At 31.4% G+C, this 18,509-nt stretch carries 18 protein-coding genes; 8 read left to right on the top strand and 10 right to left on the bottom strand.

All coding sequences use genetic code 11. From position 1 onward, the window contains the following. Window positions 1-2: 2 nt before the first annotated feature. The 3 genes from H3Z83_RS07505 to H3Z83_RS07515 all read left to right on the top strand — a co-directional run bounded on the left by H3Z83_RS07505 (window position 3) and on the right by H3Z83_RS07515 (window position 3,450). The gene (locus tag H3Z83_RS07505; RefSeq protein WP_182124864.1) at window positions 3-1,325 is read left to right on the top strand and encodes an ABC transporter permease; all 1,323 of its coding nucleotides are present in this window, start codon (window positions 3-5) and stop codon (window positions 1,323-1,325) included. An 85-nt stretch (window positions 1,326-1,410) separates the two neighbouring features. Further along, entirely contained in the window at window positions 1,411-2,235 is an 825-nt protein-coding gene (locus H3Z83_RS07510) for a mechanosensitive ion channel family protein (protein WP_317167221.1), read from the top strand. 51 nt (window positions 2,236-2,286) lie between these two features. After that, the gene (locus tag H3Z83_RS07515; protein WP_182124865.1) at window positions 2,287-3,450 is read left to right on the top strand and encodes a sigma-54-dependent transcriptional regulator; all 1,164 of its coding nucleotides are present in this window, start codon (window positions 2,287-2,289) and stop codon (window positions 3,448-3,450) included. Window positions 3,451-3,519: 69 nt separating this feature from the next. On the opposite strand, the gene katG is transcribed toward H3Z83_RS07515, so the two are convergent. After that, window positions 3,520-5,718, bottom strand: coding sequence for a catalase/peroxidase HPI (gene katG, locus H3Z83_RS07520; RefSeq protein ID WP_182124866.1), 2,199 nt, complete (start codon window positions 5,716-5,718; stop codon window positions 3,520-3,522). A gap of 294 nt (window positions 5,719-6,012) precedes the next feature. Here katG and H3Z83_RS07525 point away from each other — a divergent pair, with 294 nt between their 5' ends. From H3Z83_RS07525 to H3Z83_RS07540, 4 genes are all read left to right on the top strand, one after another. Then, window positions 6,013-6,654, top strand: coding sequence for a peroxiredoxin (locus tag H3Z83_RS07525; RefSeq protein WP_182124867.1), 642 nt, complete (start codon window positions 6,013-6,015; stop codon window positions 6,652-6,654). Between the two features lie 83 nt (window positions 6,655-6,737). Further along, the gene (locus tag H3Z83_RS07530) at window positions 6,738-7,046 is read left to right on the top strand and encodes a thioredoxin family protein (protein ID WP_182124868.1); all 309 of its coding nucleotides are present in this window, start codon (window positions 6,738-6,740) and stop codon (window positions 7,044-7,046) included. Window positions 7,047-7,048: 2 nt separating this feature from the next. Then, on the top strand, window positions 7,049-7,306 hold the full coding sequence (locus H3Z83_RS07535) for a DUF6952 family protein (protein ID WP_182124869.1): 258 nt from the start codon (window positions 7,049-7,051) through the stop codon (window positions 7,304-7,306). Between the two features lie 121 nt (window positions 7,307-7,427). Further along, complete coding sequence (locus H3Z83_RS07540) at window positions 7,428-8,396, top strand: oxidoreductase family protein (RefSeq protein WP_182124870.1); 969 nt, start codon at window positions 7,428-7,430, stop codon at window positions 8,394-8,396. 204 nt (window positions 8,397-8,600) lie between these two features. On the opposite strand, the gene H3Z83_RS07545 is transcribed toward H3Z83_RS07540, so the two are convergent. From H3Z83_RS07545 to H3Z83_RS07580, 8 genes are all read right to left on the bottom strand, one after another. Further along, window positions 8,601-8,912, bottom strand: a complete 312-nt coding sequence (locus H3Z83_RS07545) for a hypothetical protein (protein ID WP_182124871.1) — start codon at window positions 8,910-8,912, stop codon at window positions 8,601-8,603. Window positions 8,913-9,024: 112 nt separating this feature from the next. Beyond that, window positions 9,025-10,563, bottom strand: a complete 1,539-nt coding sequence (locus tag H3Z83_RS07550) for a hypothetical protein (RefSeq protein ID WP_182124872.1) — start codon at window positions 10,561-10,563, stop codon at window positions 9,025-9,027. 154 nt (window positions 10,564-10,717) lie between these two features. Next, complete coding sequence (locus tag H3Z83_RS07555; protein ID WP_182124873.1) at window positions 10,718-11,218, bottom strand: cupin domain-containing protein; 501 nt, start codon at window positions 11,216-11,218, stop codon at window positions 10,718-10,720. After that, on the bottom strand, window positions 11,193-11,375 hold the full coding sequence (locus H3Z83_RS07560) for a hypothetical protein (protein WP_182124874.1): 183 nt from the start codon (window positions 11,373-11,375) through the stop codon (window positions 11,193-11,195). The genes H3Z83_RS07555 and H3Z83_RS07560 overlap by 26 nt, the downstream gene beginning before the upstream one ends. Beyond that, a complete protein-coding gene (locus H3Z83_RS07565) occupies window positions 11,368-12,810 on the bottom strand; it encodes a sodium:solute symporter (RefSeq protein WP_182124875.1) in 1,443 nt (480 codons plus the stop codon). Before H3Z83_RS07565 ends, H3Z83_RS07560 begins: the two co-directional genes overlap by 8 nt. A gap of 109 nt (window positions 12,811-12,919) precedes the next feature. Further along, a complete protein-coding gene (locus H3Z83_RS07570; protein ID WP_182124876.1) occupies window positions 12,920-13,075 on the bottom strand; it encodes a hypothetical protein in 156 nt (51 codons plus the stop codon). 114 nt (window positions 13,076-13,189) lie between these two features. Further along, window positions 13,190-13,819 carry an NAD(P)H-dependent oxidoreductase gene (locus H3Z83_RS07575; protein WP_182124877.1) on the bottom strand — a complete coding sequence of 210 codons (630 nt, stop codon included), beginning with the start codon at window positions 13,817-13,819 and terminating at the stop codon, window positions 13,190-13,192. 88 nt (window positions 13,820-13,907) lie between these two features. Then, window positions 13,908-14,735: a peroxiredoxin family protein gene (locus H3Z83_RS07580; RefSeq protein WP_182124878.1), complete on the bottom strand. Its 828-nt coding sequence runs from the start codon at window positions 14,733-14,735 to the stop codon at window positions 13,908-13,910. A gap of 37 nt (window positions 14,736-14,772) precedes the next feature. On the opposite strand from H3Z83_RS07580, the gene H3Z83_RS07585 reads away from it, so the two are divergent. Then, window positions 14,773-16,047 carry a DUF2851 family protein gene (locus tag H3Z83_RS07585; RefSeq protein WP_182124879.1) on the top strand — a complete coding sequence of 425 codons (1,275 nt, stop codon included), beginning with the start codon at window positions 14,773-14,775 and terminating at the stop codon, window positions 16,045-16,047. On the opposite strand, the gene H3Z83_RS07590 is transcribed toward H3Z83_RS07585, so the two are convergent. Beyond that, the gene (locus tag H3Z83_RS07590; protein ID WP_182124880.1) at window positions 16,044-18,497 is read right to left on the bottom strand and encodes an alpha-ketoacid dehydrogenase subunit alpha/beta; all 2,454 of its coding nucleotides are present in this window, start codon (window positions 18,495-18,497) and stop codon (window positions 16,044-16,046) included. The genes H3Z83_RS07585 and H3Z83_RS07590 overlap by 4 nt on opposite strands. Between the last annotated feature and the right edge of the window lie 12 nt (window positions 18,498-18,509).

An 18,509-nucleotide genomic window follows, 5' to 3' on the forward strand; every position in this document is an offset into this window, starting at 1 on the left:
CGATGAGCAGATTAAAATTAATTATAGAGCGCGAGTTTATTGCTAAGGTTAGAAATAAATCGTTTATAGTAATGACTTTTTTAAGTCCGCTGTTAATGATTGGTATGGGAGCATTGGTTTTTTTCTTAATGAAAAAGAACGATGAAAAGGTAAAGAAAATAGTATATGTTGATGAATCTGGAATGTTTTCTAAAGATGTTTTTAAAGATTCAAAAACAGTGAAATATGAAGACTTTACAGCTTTAGGGATTGAAGACTCTAAAAAGAAAGTAGAAGAAGGAGATTATTACGGGGCTTTATTTATCCCAAAGCAAGATAGCTTAGAAGTATTAGCAAACTCAATTGAATTTTTCTCAAAAGATTCTCCAAGCTTATCAGTTATGGGAAGTTTAGAAAACAAAATTGAGAAAAAATTACGAAATGAAAAGCTAACAAAATTCGGAATTGATTTAGCACATATTAAAGCATCAAAAATATCTTCTGATATTAAAATGTATAATTTCTCAGGAGAAAAAACGTCAAAATTAATTAATGCTTTAAAAATAGGAATAGGATTATTAGCAGGATATTTGTTAATGATGTTTGTAATGATTTATGGGAATTCTGTGATGAGAAGTGTTATTGAAGAGAAAACCAGTAGAATTATTGAAGTAATTGTATCGTCAGTAAAACCTTTCCAGTTAATGTTAGGTAAAATTATTGGTAATGCATCTGCAGGATTATTACAATTCTTTATTTGGGGAATTTTATTCTTTGTGTTTAGTTTAATTGCTTCATCAATATTTGGAATTGATATGATGGAAATGCAATCAGCAAAAGTATCTCCAGAGCAAATGGAAGCGATGCAACAAGCAGCAGGTAGTAAAGGTGAAATGATTTTACAAGAAATCTTTAGATTACCGTTGTTAAAAATGTTCTTATTGTTTATATTTTACTTCTTAGGAGGTTATATGTTGTACAGTTCACTATTTGCCGCAGTTGGTGCTGCAGTTGACAATGAAACCGATACACAGCAATTTATGCTTCCGGTTATGTTACCATTAATTTTGGGAGTATATGTTGGTTTTGCAACAGTAATTAACGACCCTCATGGACCAGTATCAGTAATCTTTTCATATATACCATTTACGTCGCCTATAGTAATGCTAATGCGTATTCCTTTTGGAGTAGCTTGGTGGGAAATTGCAATTTCTATGCTATTGTTAGTAGCTACATTTGTTGTGATTGTTTGGTTGGCTGCGAAGATTTATAGAGTAGGTATTTTAATGTATGGTAAAAAACCAACTTATAAAGATTTATGGAAATGGATTCGTTATAACGGATAAAAATTAAAATTTTAAAAAGCAGTTATCATAAAAAGATAGCTGCTTTTTTTTAGTAAAACTATATATTTACCATAAATATATTTTTGTGGAAAAACTCAATAAAATACTTAATTATACATTTCATTTTAATAAAGATATTGGTATAAGTGTTAAAGCTGTTTTGGTTTTAATCATTGTATTGATTCTTGCTTCCGTTTTATTGAATCTTTTTAAAAGATTAGTGGTAAAACGATTAGAGAAAGAAGATAAAAACAAGTTTGATACGGTGTTTTCTTTTTCTAGATGGTTAATCTATATAATCATATTTTTAACAACATTAAATTCTTCAGGAGTTAATGTAACTGCAATATTTGCAGCATCCGCAGCTTTGTTAATTGGTGTTGGTTTGGCTTTGCAAACCTTTTTTCAAGATATAATATCGGGTATTTTTATTATTGTTGATCAGAGTGTTCATGTTGGTGATATTATAGAGTTAGATGGAAAAGTAGGTAGGGTAGAAGAAATAAAGTTACGAACTACTCGTGCTGTAACGATAGATAATAAAGTACTGGTAATACCAAATCATAAATATTTATCTAACAGTTTATATAATTGGACGCAGAATGGAACTACAACTCGCGAAAGTGTGAGTGTTGGTGTTGCTTATGGTAGCGATGTGCAATTGGTAAAGAGTTTGTTGTTAAAAGCAGCGAATGAACATCCAAAAGTTTTTCAACATCCTGCACCTTTGGTAATTTTTGAAAACTTTGGAGATAGTGCTTTAGAATTCAAGTTAATTTTTACTTTAAATGACAGTTTTCAAGCATTAATACCACAAAGTGAAATTAGATTTAAAATAGACGAACTATTTAGAGAGTATGATATAACAATTCCATTTCCTCAAAGAGATATGCGTATTATTAAAGAATAAGTTTTGATGGAACGGTTATTGTTTATCTTTAGAAAATAAATTTAGAAAAGAATGTCAAAAATATTAATTATAGAAGACGAAGCGGCTATCCGTAGAGTTTTAAAAAAAATTATTTCAGAAGAAAACAGTTCTTACGAAGTTGAAGAGGCAGAAGATGGATTGGCAGGAATTGAAATGATAAAAGATAAAGATTACGATTTAGTACTTTGTGATATTAAGATGCCAAAGATGGATGGTGTTGAGGTATTAGAAAAAGCTAAGAAAATAAAGCCTGAAACTCCAATGGTCATGATTTCTGGTCACGGAGATCTAGATACTGCTGTGAATACAATGCGCCTAGGTGCGTTTGATTATATATCAAAACCACCAGATTTAAATCGTTTATTAAATACAGTTCGTAACGCGTTAGACCGTAAAGAGTTGGTTGTAGAAAACAAGCGCTTAAAAAAGAAGGTTAGCAAAAATTATGAGATGATTGGTGAGAGTGATGCGATTACGCACATTAAAGAAATCATCGAAAAAGTTGCCGCAACAGATGCTCGCGTTTTAATAACTGGACCAAACGGAACAGGAAAAGAATTAGTAGCACATTGGTTACATGAAAAATCTGATCGTTCTAAAGGACAAATGATTGAAGTTAACTGTGCGGCTATTCCTGCAGAATTGATTGAGAGTGAATTGTTTGGTCATGTTAAAGGTTCGTTTACTGGGGCAAATAAAGACCGTGCTGGTAAATTTGAGGCTGCTAATGGTGGAACTATTTTCTTGGATGAAATCGGAGATATGAGTTTGTCAGCTCAAGCAAAAGTGTTACGTGCATTACAAGAAAATCGTATTCAACGAGTAGGATCTGATAAAGATATTAAAGTAAATGTTCGTGTAGTTGCGGCTACAAATAAAGATTTAAAAAAGGAAATAGCTGAAGGTCGTTTCCGTGAAGATTTATACCATCGTTTAGCAGTTATTTTAATTAAAGTTCCTGCGTTGAATGATAGACGAGAAGACATTCCGTTATTAGTAAGTTTCTTTGCTGATAAAATTTCGAAAGAGCAAGGAATGCCTAAAAAAGAATTTTCTGATAAGGCAATTAAATTACTACAAGAGTATGATTGGACAGGGAATATTCGTGAACTACGTAATGTTGTGGAACGATTAATTATTTTAGGAGAAAAAGAAGTTTCTGAAAATGATGTAAAGTTATTTGCAAGTAAGTAAATATAAGACTTGATAAAAAGAAAAGGTGATCAGATATGATCACCTTTTTTATGTAGAATAAATAAAACTCTATTTTAAATCAAACCTATCTAAGTTCATTACTTTTGTCCATGCAGCAATAAAGTCATTCACAAATTTTTCTTTAGCGTCATCTGCACCGTATACTTCTGCAATCGCTCTTAATTCAGTATTAGAGCCAAAAATAAGATCGGCTCTTGTAGCAGAAAATTTCATGGCTCCTGTTTTTCGGTCTCTACCAATAAATTCTTTATCGCTAGATGAAGCTACTTTCCATGTAATTGAAAAATCAAGAATATTCGTGAAGAAATCATTTGAAAGTGTACCTACACTTTCTGTAAAAACTCCATTGTTTGAATCATCGTAGTTTGCTCCTAAAACTCTAAGTCCTCCAACTAAAACAGTCATTTCTGGAATAGAAAGCGTTAATAAGTTTGCTTTGTCTACTAATAATTCTTCAGCAGCAACATTTAAGTCTTCTTTTAAGAAATTTCTAAACCCATCTGCTCTAGGTGTTAAATAGTTAAAAGATGTAATATCAGTTTGTTCTTGAGAAGCATCGCCTCTACCAGAGGTAAAAGGAACAATTAGGGTATGCCCTGCATTTTTTGCAGCTTCTTCAATACCAACAGAACCACCTAATACAATTAGGTCGGCGATAGAAACATTGCCGCTAAAATCTTTTTGAATACCATTATAAACGTTTAAAACTTTAGCTAATTCATTAGGATTGTTTACCTCCCAATTTTTTTGAGGAGCTAATCGAATACGTCCCCCATTAGCACCACCACGCTTGTCTGAACCCCTAAAAGTAGAAGCAGATGCCCAAGCAGTTGTTACTAGTTGTGAAATGCTTAATCCTGAATTTTGAATGTTCGTTTTTAAGGTTGCTACTTCTGCATCAGAAAGTGTATTTCCTTTTGGAATAGGATCCTGCCAAATTTGCTCTTCATTAGGAACTTCTGGTCCTAAATACAAAGCAACAGGTCCCATGTCACGATGTGTTAATTTATACCATGCTCTTGCAAAAGCATCTTCAAAAGCTTTATGATCTTTGTGAAAACGTTTTGAGATTTCTAAATAAGCTGGATCCATTTTTAAAGCCATATCTGCAGTGGTCATCATTAACGCTTGTTTTCCGTTAGGATCTCCAGCTTTAGGAGCCATTCGTGCATTGGAAGCAGCAGTTGGAGTCCATTGATGTGCACCGGCTGGACTTTTAGTTAATTCCCAGTCGTAATCCAATAATACATCAAAATAATCGTGATCCCATTGCGTTGGGTTTGGAGTCCAAGCTCCTTCAATACCACTTGTAATAGCATCATCTAAAACTCCAGATTTATAAGTGTTCTTCCACCCTGTACTCATTTCTTCAATTGAAGCCCCAGCAGGTTCTATACCCACATAAGTATCTGGATTAGCAGCTCCGTGAGCTTTTCCAAAAGTATGCCCACCAGCAACTAAAGCCACAGTCTCTTCATCATTCATTGCCATACGACCAAAGGTTTCTCTAATATCATGTCCAGAAGCCAATGGATCTGGATTACCATTCGGACCCTCTGGATTTACATAAATAAGTCCCATGTGTACAGCACCTAAATCACTTTCTAAATTTCCATCTTCATAACGCTCTTCATTTCCTAACCACTCTGATTCACTTCCCCAATATATATCTTGTTCTGGTTCCCACACATCTTCACGACCTCCAGCAAAACCAAAGGTTTTGAATCCCATAGATTCTAAAGCACAGTTACCAGCAAGAATCATTAAATCTGCCCAAGAAATTTTGTTTCCATATTTCTTTTTAATCGGCCATAATAATAAACGAGCTTTATCTAAATTACCATTATCAGGCCAACTATTTAAAGGAGCAAATCGATGCGTTCCTGTTCCTGCACCTCCACGTCCATCACCAACACGATAAGTTCCTGCACTATGCCAAGCCATACGAATCATTAATCCGCCGTAATGACCATAGTCTGCAGGCCACCAATCTTGTGAGTCAGTCATTAAATTAACTAGGTCTTTTTTTAGCTCTTTATAATTAATACTGTTAAAAGCTTCAGCATAATTAAAATCACTTCCCATAGGGTCTGATTTTATAGCATTTTGTCTAAGAATATTTAGTTTTAGTTCGTTTGGCCACCAATCTCTATTTCTAGTTCCTCCGCCAGCAGCTTCTTTTTGAGTTCCTCCCATAAAAGGGCACTTAGAAACATCTCCTGATGCGTGTGCATTTGTGTTATCCATAATTTGTTGTTTTTTAGGTTGTTGCTCCTCAAATTTACAACAAATCAATCAATAATTTTTATCTATATTTTTTATTTTGATATAGTTTTTTATTATGTGTGATTCCGTATTTATGTTTATTTATTTGATTATGAGTGTGTTGTTTTGATGTGTTTGCTGTGGTTATGATTAATATCTGGGAGTATTGGTATTTTCTATTACAGGATAAGAAAATATTTTTGTTTTTGTATTTCTAGAAGTAATAAACAAGATACATTTGCAGCTGAAAAAATATTAATTAATAAAAAATATAAGATGGCTACATTAGTTGGTAAGAAATTTCCAAATTTAAGCGTTGACGCAATGAACGAAATGGGAGATACATTTAAAGTAAATGTATTAGAAGAAGCAGCAAACAATAACAAAAAAGTATTATTGTTTTGGTACCCAAAAGATTTTACTTTCGTTTGTCCTACTGAATTACATGCTTTTCAAGCAGCTTTAGGTGAGTTTGAAAAAAGAAACACTATGGTAATTGGAGCTTCATGTGATACTCCTGAAGTGCACTTTGCTTGGTTAAACCAATCTAAAGATAATGGTGGAATTGAAGGAGTAACTTATCCTTTATTAGCAGATAGCAACCGTAATTTATCTTCAATCTTAGGTATTTTAGATATTGCTAACGAAACTTTTGATGAAGCAACTCAAACTATTCAAGTTGAAGGAGATAATGTAACTTATAGAGCTACTTATTTAATTGATGAAGAAGGTACAGTATTCCATGAAGGAATTAACCATATGCCAGTTGGTCGTAACGTAAACGAATTTTTACGTTTAATTGATGCTTATGCTCACGTACAAACAAACGGAGAAGTTTGTCCTGCAAACTGGGAAGAAGGTAAAACTGCAATGCAACCTAATGCAAAAGCTACTGCTGAGTATTTAGCGGTAAACTAAGAATAAAATTAAGAAAGGGTATAAGTTCGTGTGAGGCAATTGAAGGGGTCGAGCACGAGCTCCTTTCGAAAAGAATATAAACTATGGTACAAGAATTAAGTCAAGATAATTTAGCTGAATTAGTTAATGGAAATCAAAAAGTGGTAGTGCAATATTCTGCTACTTGGTGTGGTAACTGTCGTATTATGAAACCTAAGTTTAAGAAGTTATCTTCTGAAAATGAGAATATGGTTTTTGTTATAGTAGATGCTGAAAAATTTCCAGAAAGTCGTCAGTTAGCAGATGTGAGTAATTTACCAACTTTCGCAACTTTTGTTGATGGTAAATTTGTTAATCAGGTACAAACCAACAAGTTTTATGTATTGAAAGACTTGGTAAACGAAGTTGTATAAATATGAAATTACCAGTTATTAAACACTTAACTTCTTTTATTGAAGAAAACGATCAAGACTACGTATTAGAAACGATAGAAACTTTAGAAGCCTTAACAGAGGTTCCTTCTTTAAAAGATGAGGAATTAGATGTGATAGGTGAGTTGATATCAAATATGTACGGAGCTATTGAAGTAAACAAAATGATAAAAGAAGGTACACCTAAAAAAGAAGCGTTAAATAATTTTATGAAACGTGTTTTAGGTTCTATAGACCAATAGTTTTTCAAAATTTTTAAAAGAAATCCTAAGCTTTTTAAGCTTGGGATTTTTTATTTATGTTTATTTTGATGCTTTCAACTATTCCTTTTAATTATTTCCGTAACGCATTTATTTGATATTTATGAATCCTAATTTTATCGATTACCTTTTAAAAGTTACTAATGCTACTGCATGTACAGAGATTGAGGTAATTCAATTGTTATGGAGTGGTTATGGTAGAATTTCTCGGTTTGAATTGGAAAATTCTTCATTAAAAACAGTCGTGGTAAAGTTTATTGATTTGAATAAAGCGACCAATCACCCAAGAGGTTGGAATACCAATTTTTCACACCAACGCAAAGTGAAATCTTACCAAGTAGAGACGAATTGGTACCAACTGTGGAGTGAACAATGTACGGAGGCTTGTAAAGTCCCGAAATTAATAGGTGCTTTTACGGAAGGAAATAGACAATGGATTGTCTTAGAAGATCTGAATACAAATTATCCTCTACGTAAAACACAAATTACTTTAGATGGGGTAAAAGTCTGTTTGGAGTGGTTAGCAAATTTCCATATTCAATTTTTAAATATAGAGCCCAACGGATTATGGGAAGTTGGAACTTATTGGAATTTAGAAACCAGACCTGATGAGTTACAACAAATGCAAGCGTCTCTACTTAAAGAAAAAGCACATGAAATAGATACTAAATTGAACAATTGTAAATACCAAACCATTGTACATGGCGATGCAAAATTGGCAAACTTTTGTTTTTCTGAAGATGGAAGAAAAGTAGCAGCGGTAGATTTCCAATATGTAGGTGGTGGCTGTGGAATAAAAGATGTGGCTTATTTCTTAGGTAGCTGTTTGTCAAACGATGAACTGGAAACCTATGAAACCGAATTATTAGATTATTATTTTTCTGAATTACATAAAGCATTTGATTCAAATCAATTCTCTTTAGATTTTCTAGAATTAGAAAAAGAGTGGAGAAAATTATATCCTATAGCTTGTACCGATTTTATGCGTTTTTTACTGGGCTGGATGCCTACACATCGAAAAATAAATGACTATAATCAAAAAATTATCAACTCAGTGTTAGCTACTTTATAAAGATAAAAAATCAAAGTTTTCAATTAGGATTTTTTAATGTTTAAAATTAAATTTTTTCGCTAACGGGTTTGTATATGGAAAGTTGCAGGGTGAAAATACTATTACTTTCAGTTTGTAAATGAAAGATAGTAGAAAAGAATAAAGCTTTAAGTTTAGCTCTTAACTGCTATTTTTTATATACCGTGTTGTAGGCAGTATTTTATGTTAATTGATTACTCCTTCATTTCTCCAAATTACAGGGTAAATTACAAATTTTTCCTTTGAAATAACTTCAATTAAAAAAGTATGAAACACCCCATTTTTATTTTTAATCCAAGGATTCCCTCCAAATCTCTTTTTATAATATTTTTTCTCTTTACTCTCTATTTCCTTTAAATTTAAAAATTGATACTCTTTTAAATGTTTATAACATAAAGTGTCAGAGTTTTTTTGAGAGCTATGAAATAACCATTTTCTATTCCACCAAAATTTAATTCCACTATTTCCTTGAAAACTATGAGATGATTTTGATTTCATCTTTGGATTATTAAAAACTGTATCTTTAAATTTAATATAGATAGTATCCTTGGGATATTTAGTTTTTTGTCCAAAACAGAATATTGGGAAAAAAAGAATAAGTATAAAAATTTTAGCATCCATTAGGGAAAGTATTTTTAATTTGAGTAATTGTTTGATTGATAGCATCTCTTTGTGGTTGTGTTAAGTTTTGCCAAGCTTTAATATTAGCTTCGTTTAATCCAATCCAAGAAAGGGCTTCTTTTTGTGTATTTGTTAATGTTGAGTCATAACTTGTTAATGCTTGTTTGATGATTTCTCTATAGTGTTGTGCCATCGCTTGATGTTGTCCGTTGTCAGGAGTATCGTCATTATTATCATATCTTACATAATAATCCCAAATTCCAAAATACTTGTTTTGTAAAGTTTCTAAATATTGATTAAATTCAGTATAGGTTAAATCTGTCCAATCTAAAGTAGTTCCAGCTCCTTGTGCTGTTATCATAGTGTCTAACATTTTACGATACATTTCAGCATGAATCAATTCATGTATCATAGATACTGCTTTAAATACATCTGGTTTGTTTAAGACGTTTCCAGAAGTATTAGGGTCTGTATTAAATTTAATTTTTATTTCATTGTTAGCTAAAGGAGGTTTCGTAATAGCCATTGCATTATGGTAATCAGCATCTTCATTTCCACTAAAATTATTATCTGTTGTGAATCTTAAATTAGCAACGGACATATCTGAATTAAAGTTTTTAATATAATTATTGAAGGTAGTTGCTTTACCCATTTTATCGTATACGGATTTTAAGCAAGGGTTGTCTTTAAAATCTTGGTCAATAAAAACTTGTTCATTAAACATATAGTTTTGAAATTCACTAGCATCTTCGGTCATTAAGGTAGAATCTCCGTCATTTGGACCAGCTCCACTAGGATTTCCTCCACTACCACCACCTCCATCATTGAATCCACCATCGTCATTTTGAGAAAAAATTACATCAGAACCACTTGTGTTATCTTGACAAACTTGTACACTTTGTAACGTATAACCAGCTGGGGGATTACATTGGCAAGACTCCCAAGGAGAATGTCCTTCACAATGACAATAATAAGCTAGACTTATTGTTTCCCATCTGCAATTTTGTGTTCTAGACTGTAAGCTTTTATTATTTAAAGAATAATTTTCTAAGTATTCTATCCAAACTTTGGCTTTTACCTCACCGTTATTTTTATCAGCAATATTTTGAAGACTATTTTCTAGAAATTGATATTTTAAGATAAAGGCAGTTTCAATTCCGTTTTTGGTTTCAAGTATGAGGTTTTCTTGGGTATTTATATCGTTTGTTCTTCTGTTAACTTTAAAAGTATAGGAAGTATAGTTCTCTTTTTCAATTTTATGAGCAAAATCGTTATTTACTGTAAAATCATGATTATTCGCACTTTTAAAATATTGATTATTTAAGTTTGTTTTAAAGTTTTTAGCTAAAGTTAGATAAGTATTATCTTTTTGGAGTTGTTTAAAAGTAACTCTTTCTGAGTAGGTGTTTGTTTTCCATATTCCAGTAGTATCAGGTTCAATTTCTTTTCCATTGTCAGTTTGACAGCCTAATATAAAGAGGAGAATGAATACACTTTTAAATAATTTTTTGATTGTTTCCTTTTTCATAATTTACCGTTTTTTAAAGTTAGTTAAAATTTTTAATGTGAGCGTTATATTGCCTACAATGGATAAGAATATGAATTCGTTTTAATGATTTATATTCAACGTTAGCGAAAGATATTTGTTTTTAGATTAAGAATCAAACTAAATTTACATGAATTTAATGATGCGTAAGCTTCGTAATAATTTTTGAATGCTGTGGGAATAATTGAATTAACTCTTTTCTTTTAGGTAATACAAAATCTTTAAAATCGAACCCAGGAGCTACGGTACAACCTGTAAAAGTATAAGAGTTTTCTTTTAAAATTTCTGCTGCAAACCAAAAACCAGCAGGCACTACAAATTGTGGTTGTTCGTCTTGTTCTAAATTGTTTCCAATTATAACCAAAGAATAGTCTCCTTCTGGTGAAATCATATGTAATTTTAAGGAGCTTCCTTTATAAAAATGCCAAATTTCATCTTGATTGATTTTATGAAATGCTGAAAACTTATTAGAAGTCAATAAAAAATAAATGCAAGTAGCATAATTTCTATCTCCTACAAATTCTGGAGATAAATGTTCATTTTGTATGATTCCGTTACTTCTATAAGTTTCTTTGTAGTAACCGCCTTCAGGGTGTTCAGTTAAATTGAATTTAGCTATTATCTGTTTCGCTGTCATTTTCCTTTTGTTCGTTCATTTTTTTTACGAGTGCTTTTAAACGCTCTTTGTTACGCAGCTTTTCTAAACGGAGTTTGTTTTCTTTCTGTTTCATCAAGCGAGTATGTTTCGCTTTATTCACCGTGTTTTTTGCTTTTCCTTTTCCCTTTTTAGGCATTTTTAGATGTTTTTATGGCTAATAAACCTATGAAAGTTATCAATCCGTTTAAGATTAAGACAAAGAATTCGAAATCAAAACTCCAAAGAGTATTCGTTAAATAATTTATGCTAAATGCTAAAAATGGAGAAATCAAACAGATAATTGGAACCAATTTGTCTTTTACATTGAATTTGGTGAATAACCCAAAAGCATAGAGGCCTAATAATGGCCCGTAAGTATAACTTGCAGCTCTAAAAATATTCGATATTACACTATCATCTGCAATAACATATTTAAAAAATAATATTGTTGCTATTAAAACGAATGAAAATAACACGTGTATTTTTTTTCGTGTTTTTTCTTTTTCTTGCTCATTGTCTTTTTTATCTATTTCTAAAATATCGATACTAAACGAAGTAGTTAAGGAAGTTAAAGCGCTATCTGCACTTGAATAAGCTGCAGCTATTAAGCCTAAAACAAAAAATAAAGAAGTAGCATATCCTAAATCACCAAATACAGCAATATTTGAAAACAGCTTATCTTTATGAGCATCGATTCCATTGATAGCTGCATAGTCAGTTAATAAAACTCCTAAAGCTAAAAAGAAAAAGTTAACAATTACCAATACGATAGTAAACCAAAACATGTTTTTTTGAGCATCTTTTAAATTACGACAGGTCAAGTTTTTCTGCATCATGTCTTGATCTAATCCGGTCATTACAATGGCAATAAAAGCTCCTGCAAAAAAGCGTTTCCAAAAATAACTTCCTGCTTTTATGTCTTCAAAAAAGAACATTTTTGATAGTTTATTGTCAGTAATATAAGAGAACAAACTGTCTATTTGCATTGCATCTTTAATCATCACAATACAAACTCCTACAGCAATTAGCATAAATAGAGTTTGTAATGTGTCTGTCCATACAATAGTTTTAATTCCTCCTTTAAAAGTATATAACCAAATGAGTAAAATAGTAATGGTTACGGTTAACCAAAACGGTATTCCGTAGGCATTGAATAAAATATCTTGTAAGACATCGGCTACTAAAAATAATCGGAAAGCGGCACCAATTGTTCTTGATAATAGAAAGAATGAAGCTCCTGTTTTATAAGAGTATCTACCAAAACGATCTTCTAAATAGGTATAAATAGACGTTAGGTTTAGTCGATAGTAGAGTGGGAGTAATATTAAACCTATAATTGCATATCCAACAACATAACCTAGTACCATTTGCATATAGCTCATTTGTTGTCCTTCTACCCAACCTGGAACCGAAATAAAAGTAACTCCAGAGAGCGAAGCTCCAATCATACCAAAGGCAACTAAATACCAAGGGGATGAATTATCTGCTTTAAAAAAGGTGTTGTTATTTGCTGATTTTCCAGTGAGGTAAGAAATAAGAATTAATACACCGAAATAAGCAAGGATAAGGAGTAATATATGTAGTGGTTGCATACAGTTAAATTATGAATTACGAATGTACTAAATTTCTTATTCGTAATTTATAATTTAAAATAGATGGAATAAAGGAAAAAAAGAAAAACGACCCGAAGGTCGCTTGAAATTAAAATGGACAAAGACATACTCGTTGAGAGAATACATCTACACATCCTAGACTAGTTTGTTTCTTTGTACAATACTTACCAGCTCCTCCACCATTAATAGTTTTTTGTTCAGTTTTGTTAAGTGTAGTACCTAATTTTGAAATGTTCTTTAGCATAATTTAATTTTTTTTAAGTTTCTCAAATCTAAATACTTAAAAACAAGTTAGACTTGAAAAAACCATAAAAAAAGTATGGTGAAAACGTAAAAATGAAATTTTATAAGAAGTAGTTTATAATTCGATAATAACTTCTGAAGTTTCTCTACGAACTTTTTTCAAATCTTTCATATAATCATCTTCAGCTCTAAAACCAACAGGTAATACTAAAACAGATGTTAAATTGTGTTTCTCTAATTCTAAAATCTCATTATATTTCTCAGGAACAAAACCTTCCATAGGGCAAGAATCAATTTGTTCATTTGCTGCAACTGTCATTAAATTTCCTAAAGCAATATAAGCTTGATTTTTGTTCCAGTTACTTAATTCTTCTTGCGTTTTGTTGCCAATAGAAGAAGTAAGCATTATTTTAAAAGGATCTAAAATTTCATCTGGTGTATTTCTGATGTTTTTTACCAAAGAAAAATAATTTTCAACATCTTTTACCGTGTATTCTTTTGGAATACATAAAACTAATACATGTGATGCTTGCGCTACTTGAGGCTGATTCCAAGAATGTTTAACTAATTGCTGTTGAATTGCTTTATTTTGTATCACAACCATTTTAACTGGTTGTAAACCGTATGAAGTAGCGGTTAAATTAAAAGCTTCTTTTAAAGTATTTATTTGAGTTGCTGAAAGTGATTTATTTTCGTCGAATTTTTTAACAGCATAACGCCATTGTAAACTTTCTATACTATTCATCTTTTGAATTTATTTATGCAACAAAAATACAATTGCTTTTAAGAATGATAAATGTTTAATAATTGTAAAAATTGATGGTTCAATCAATTTAACCTTTATAGTTGTCAATTATTTTCATAAACGTTTCTGGCTCTGGGCGAACACGATAATTATCTGTTAAGTCAGCAAAAATAATTTTGTTGTTTTTATCAGTAATAATTACAGTGGGTAATACCACATCAGATTCATAACCTAAAATTTGAAATCCTGCTGGTAATCCGTTTTCATGAAGAATTCCTAATTTTTTAGCGACTTTGTTTTCTGAGTCAACTAAAAAATGAAAAGGAACTTTATGTTTCTTAGCTAAACTTTTAGTGAATTTATGAGGTTGAGAACTCACCAAAACCATGTCCGCATTTCGTTTATCAAGTTCTTTATATTCATTTACCACTTCTTTTATTTGTGCCATACACAAAGGACACCAATTACCACGATAGAATATGAATATCTTAAAATCACCAGATAAATCGTTAAGTGAAATTTTTTCTTTTTCACCATTTTCAAGAGTAAAATTAGGAAGTGTTTTTCCAAAATCTAAAACAGCAGTATTTCTTGAATTAAAAGAAGAGTACCAAGTTAAATAAGCTAGCCAGCCTAAAGCTAATCCTACAGAAATTAATAATGATCTTTGCTCAAAATTAAAAAGGTTTAAAGCTAATCCGATTACAATTAAAGTAGAATAGAAGGTTAATGTTTTAGTTGTTCTTGCAACAGGTTTTATAAAAAGCATACTAAAAAATACAACAACAGTAATTGATGAGATTAATATACCAATATTGCTAATGTTGAAATTAGCATCAATAACTGTTTTTACAAAAATGATTAATGCAACAACAGGGAATCCGCTGATGAAAAGTGATTTAGTGAAATTTTTCATATCTTAATAGTCGTAAAAGAATTGCTAATTTACGGTTATGAAAGAAGAATTTCTACATTTTTTATGGCAATACAAATTGTTTGATGTAAACGTATTAAAAACAACGAAGAATGAAGATGTACAAATTCTAAAATCTGGTAATTATAATAAAAATTCGGGACCTGATTTTTTTAACTCTCAAGTAAGAATAAACAATCAATTATGGGTTGGGAATGTTGAAATTCATATAAACTCTTCAGATTGGTATTTACACAAACATGAAGGAGATGAAAATTACGACGCAGTAATTTTACATGTAGTTTGGAGTAATGATGTAGATGTGTTTATGAAAAATAATAAACCAATACCAACTTTAGAATTGAAGCATTTTGTGAGCAAAGAATTGCTAGGTAATTATCATAATTTATTTTCTAAACAACAACGTTGGATTCCTTGTGAAAATCAGATTAAAGAAGTTGATGTTTTTGTGATAAAAAATTGGTTAGAGCGATTATATTTTGAGCGATTAGAAAGTAAGTCTGTTTTAATTAAAGAATTATTAGAACAATCGAATAATGATTATGAAGCTGTATTGTTTCAGTTATTAGCTAAAAACTTTGGGTTAAAAGTGAACGGAGAAGCGTTTTTGCAATTAGCTACTTCTTTTGATTTTTCAATTTTAAGAAAGGTTCGATTTAATAAATTACAGTTAGAAGCTCTGTTGTTTGGGCAAGCAGGATTTTTAGATGGAGATGTTCAAAATGTAGATCAATTACAATTAAAGAAAGAGTACAAATATTTACAACATAAATATAGCTTGCATGTTATTGCTAATGGCTTTCAATTTTTTAGAATGCGACCAAATAATTTTCCAACCATAAGATTAGCACAGTTGGTTGCGTTACTCCATAAGCATCAAAATTTGTTTTCGAAGTTGATGGAGTTAGAAAAATTAGAAGATTTTTATAAGTTACTTTCTGTTGAGGTTAATGATTTTTGGAAAACACATTACACGTTTGAAACTGCATCAAAAAAATCGAATAAGAAACTCACAAAATCGTTTATTGATTTGTTGATAATAAATACAATTATTCCATTAAAGTTTGTTTATTATAAAAGTAGAGGAGAGGAAGATCAAGAAAAAATATTAAAGTTGATTCAGCAATTTAAACCAGAGAAGAATTCAATTATTTCGAAATTTTTAGATTTAAAGATAAAAGCAAAAAACGCTTTCGAAAGTCAAGCTTTATTGGAGCTTAAAAGCAATTATTGCGCAAAGAAACGTTGTTTACAGTGCGCAATAGGTAATAGTTTATTAAGAAAAACTAACTAGTATAAACTCTTAAATTTTGCAGGATTTGCTTCGTGCATAATCTCGTATACTTTTTCAAAAATATCTTCAGCTGATGGTTTAGAGAAATAATCTCCATCGGTACCGTAAGCAGGCCTATGTGCTTTTGCTGTTAAAGTTTCAGGTTTGCTATCTAAATGCTTATATCCATTTTGATTTTCAACGATTTCTTGTAATAAATATGCCGAAGCTCCCCCAGGAACATCTTCATCAACTACTAATAAACGATTCGTTTTAGCAACCGATTTAACTGTATCGTGATTTATATCGAAAGGTAATAAACTTTGTGCATCTACAATTTCTACATCAATACCTACTTGAGCTAAATCTTTAGCGGCTTCTTCTACAATTCTTAAAGTTGAACCATAAGATATAATGGTAATATCAGTTCCTTCTTTTATGGTTTCTACAACCCCGATAGGTGTTTTAAATTCACCTAAATTTGTTGGTAACTCTTCTTTTAAACGATAACCATTTAAACATTCAACTACTAAAGCAGGGTCGTCACCTTCTAATAAAGTGTTATAGAATCCAGCAGCTTTAGTCATATTTCTAGGAACTAAAACATGAATACCTCTGATGTTATTTATAATTCCTCCCATTGGAGAACCTGAATGCCATATCCCTTCTAAACGATGTCCACGAGTACGAATGATTAACGGAGCTTTTTGTTTACCAAATGTACGGTAACGAAGTGTTGCTAAATCATCACTCATAATTTGTAAAGCATACAATAAGTAATCTAAATACTGAATTTCAGCAATCGGACGTAAACCACGCATAGCCATTCCAATACCTTGCCCTAAAATAGTAGCTTCACGAATTCCAACATCTGAAACTCTTAATTCCCCATGCTTTTCTTGTAAGCCTTCTAATCCTTGGTTTACATCACCAATATAACCAGCGTCTTCACCAAAGATTAAAGTTTCTGGATATTTGCTAAAAATAGCATCAAAATTATCACGCATAATAATACGTGCATCTACCATGTTCTTTTCAGAAGCATATGTAGGTAATTCTGCAGTAACATTTTGTGTGGCTTGCTCTGTTTCGCTTAATAAATGAGCAGAATATTTTACAGCAGCATTATCAATAGATGTTTTAATGAAATTTTGCAACTCAACTTTTTCTGCAAAATTTTCATCTTTTAAATAGCGTAAACTTTTACGTGCAGCTACTAAAATATCTTTACGAATAGGTTCGTCGATAGTAGCTAAATCATTTTTATATTTAGTAATGAATGAGCCATTATTACTTTTTTGAGCTACTCTTTCTAATAGGTTAACAGCGGTAGCAACTTCAGCTTTTATCTCATTAGTAAAAGCACTCCAAGCAGCACGTTTTGCTTTACTAACTTCTTTTTTAGATTCTTTTTCAATTGCTATTAATTCTTCTTCAGAATCAATAAATTTTAAAGTGTCGCCATTTTCATCTTGCAATTCAAACTCTAAAATCCACTTACGCATTTGAGCAATACAATCAAAATCTTGTTCCCATTGTAAACGCTCTGGAGATTTATATCTTTCGTGTGAACCAGAAGTTGAATGCCCTTGAGGTTGTGTTAATTCTTTTACGTGAATTAAAACAGGAATATGTTGTTCTCTAGCAATTTTTGAAGCTTTGTTATAGGTGTCTATCAGTTGTACATAATCCCAACCATTAACTACAAAAATTTCGTATCCGTTTGTATCGTTTTCTTTTTGAAACCCTTTTAAAATTTCAGAAATACTTTCTTTAGTTGTTTGATGTTTTGCGTGTACCGAAATTCCGTACTCATCATCCCAAACATTCATTACCATAGGTACTTGTAAAACCCCAGCCGCATTGATGGTTTCAAAAAATAAACCTTCACTTGTACTTGCATTACCAATAGTACCCCAAGCTACTTCGTTACCTTTGTTTGAGAAATTTGTAAAACTCTCTAAATCTTCAACATTTCTATAAATTTTAGAAGCTTGTGCTAGACCTAATAAACGAGGCATTTGACCAGCTGTAGGAGAAATATCTGCTGATGAATTTTTCTGAGCAGTTAAATTTTTCCAATTTCCATTTTCATCAATTGAATGAGTAGCAAAATGCCCTCCCATTTGACGACCTGCTGACATTGGTTCAATCTCAATATCTGTATGCGCATATAACCCTGCAAAAAATTGTTGAGGTGTTAATTGATCTATGGCCATCATAAAAGTTTGATCACGGTAATAACCTGAACGGAAATCACCATTTTGAAAAGCTTTTGCCATTGCCAATTGAGGTACTTCTTTACCATCACCAAAAATTCCAAACTTCGCTTTACCTGTTAAAACTTCTCTTCGTCCTAGCAAACTACATTCTCTACTAATACGAGCAATTTTATAATCGTTTAAAACTTCATTTTTGAAATCTTGAAAAGAAAGTTGTTGAGTGTTAGCTACTTCGGTCTTTTGCGTCATAATCATCTATTT

This window comes from Tenacibaculum pelagium (assembly GCF_014062345.1).
GTDB lineage: Bacteria > Bacteroidota > Bacteroidia > Flavobacteriales > Flavobacteriaceae > Polaribacter > Polaribacter pelagius.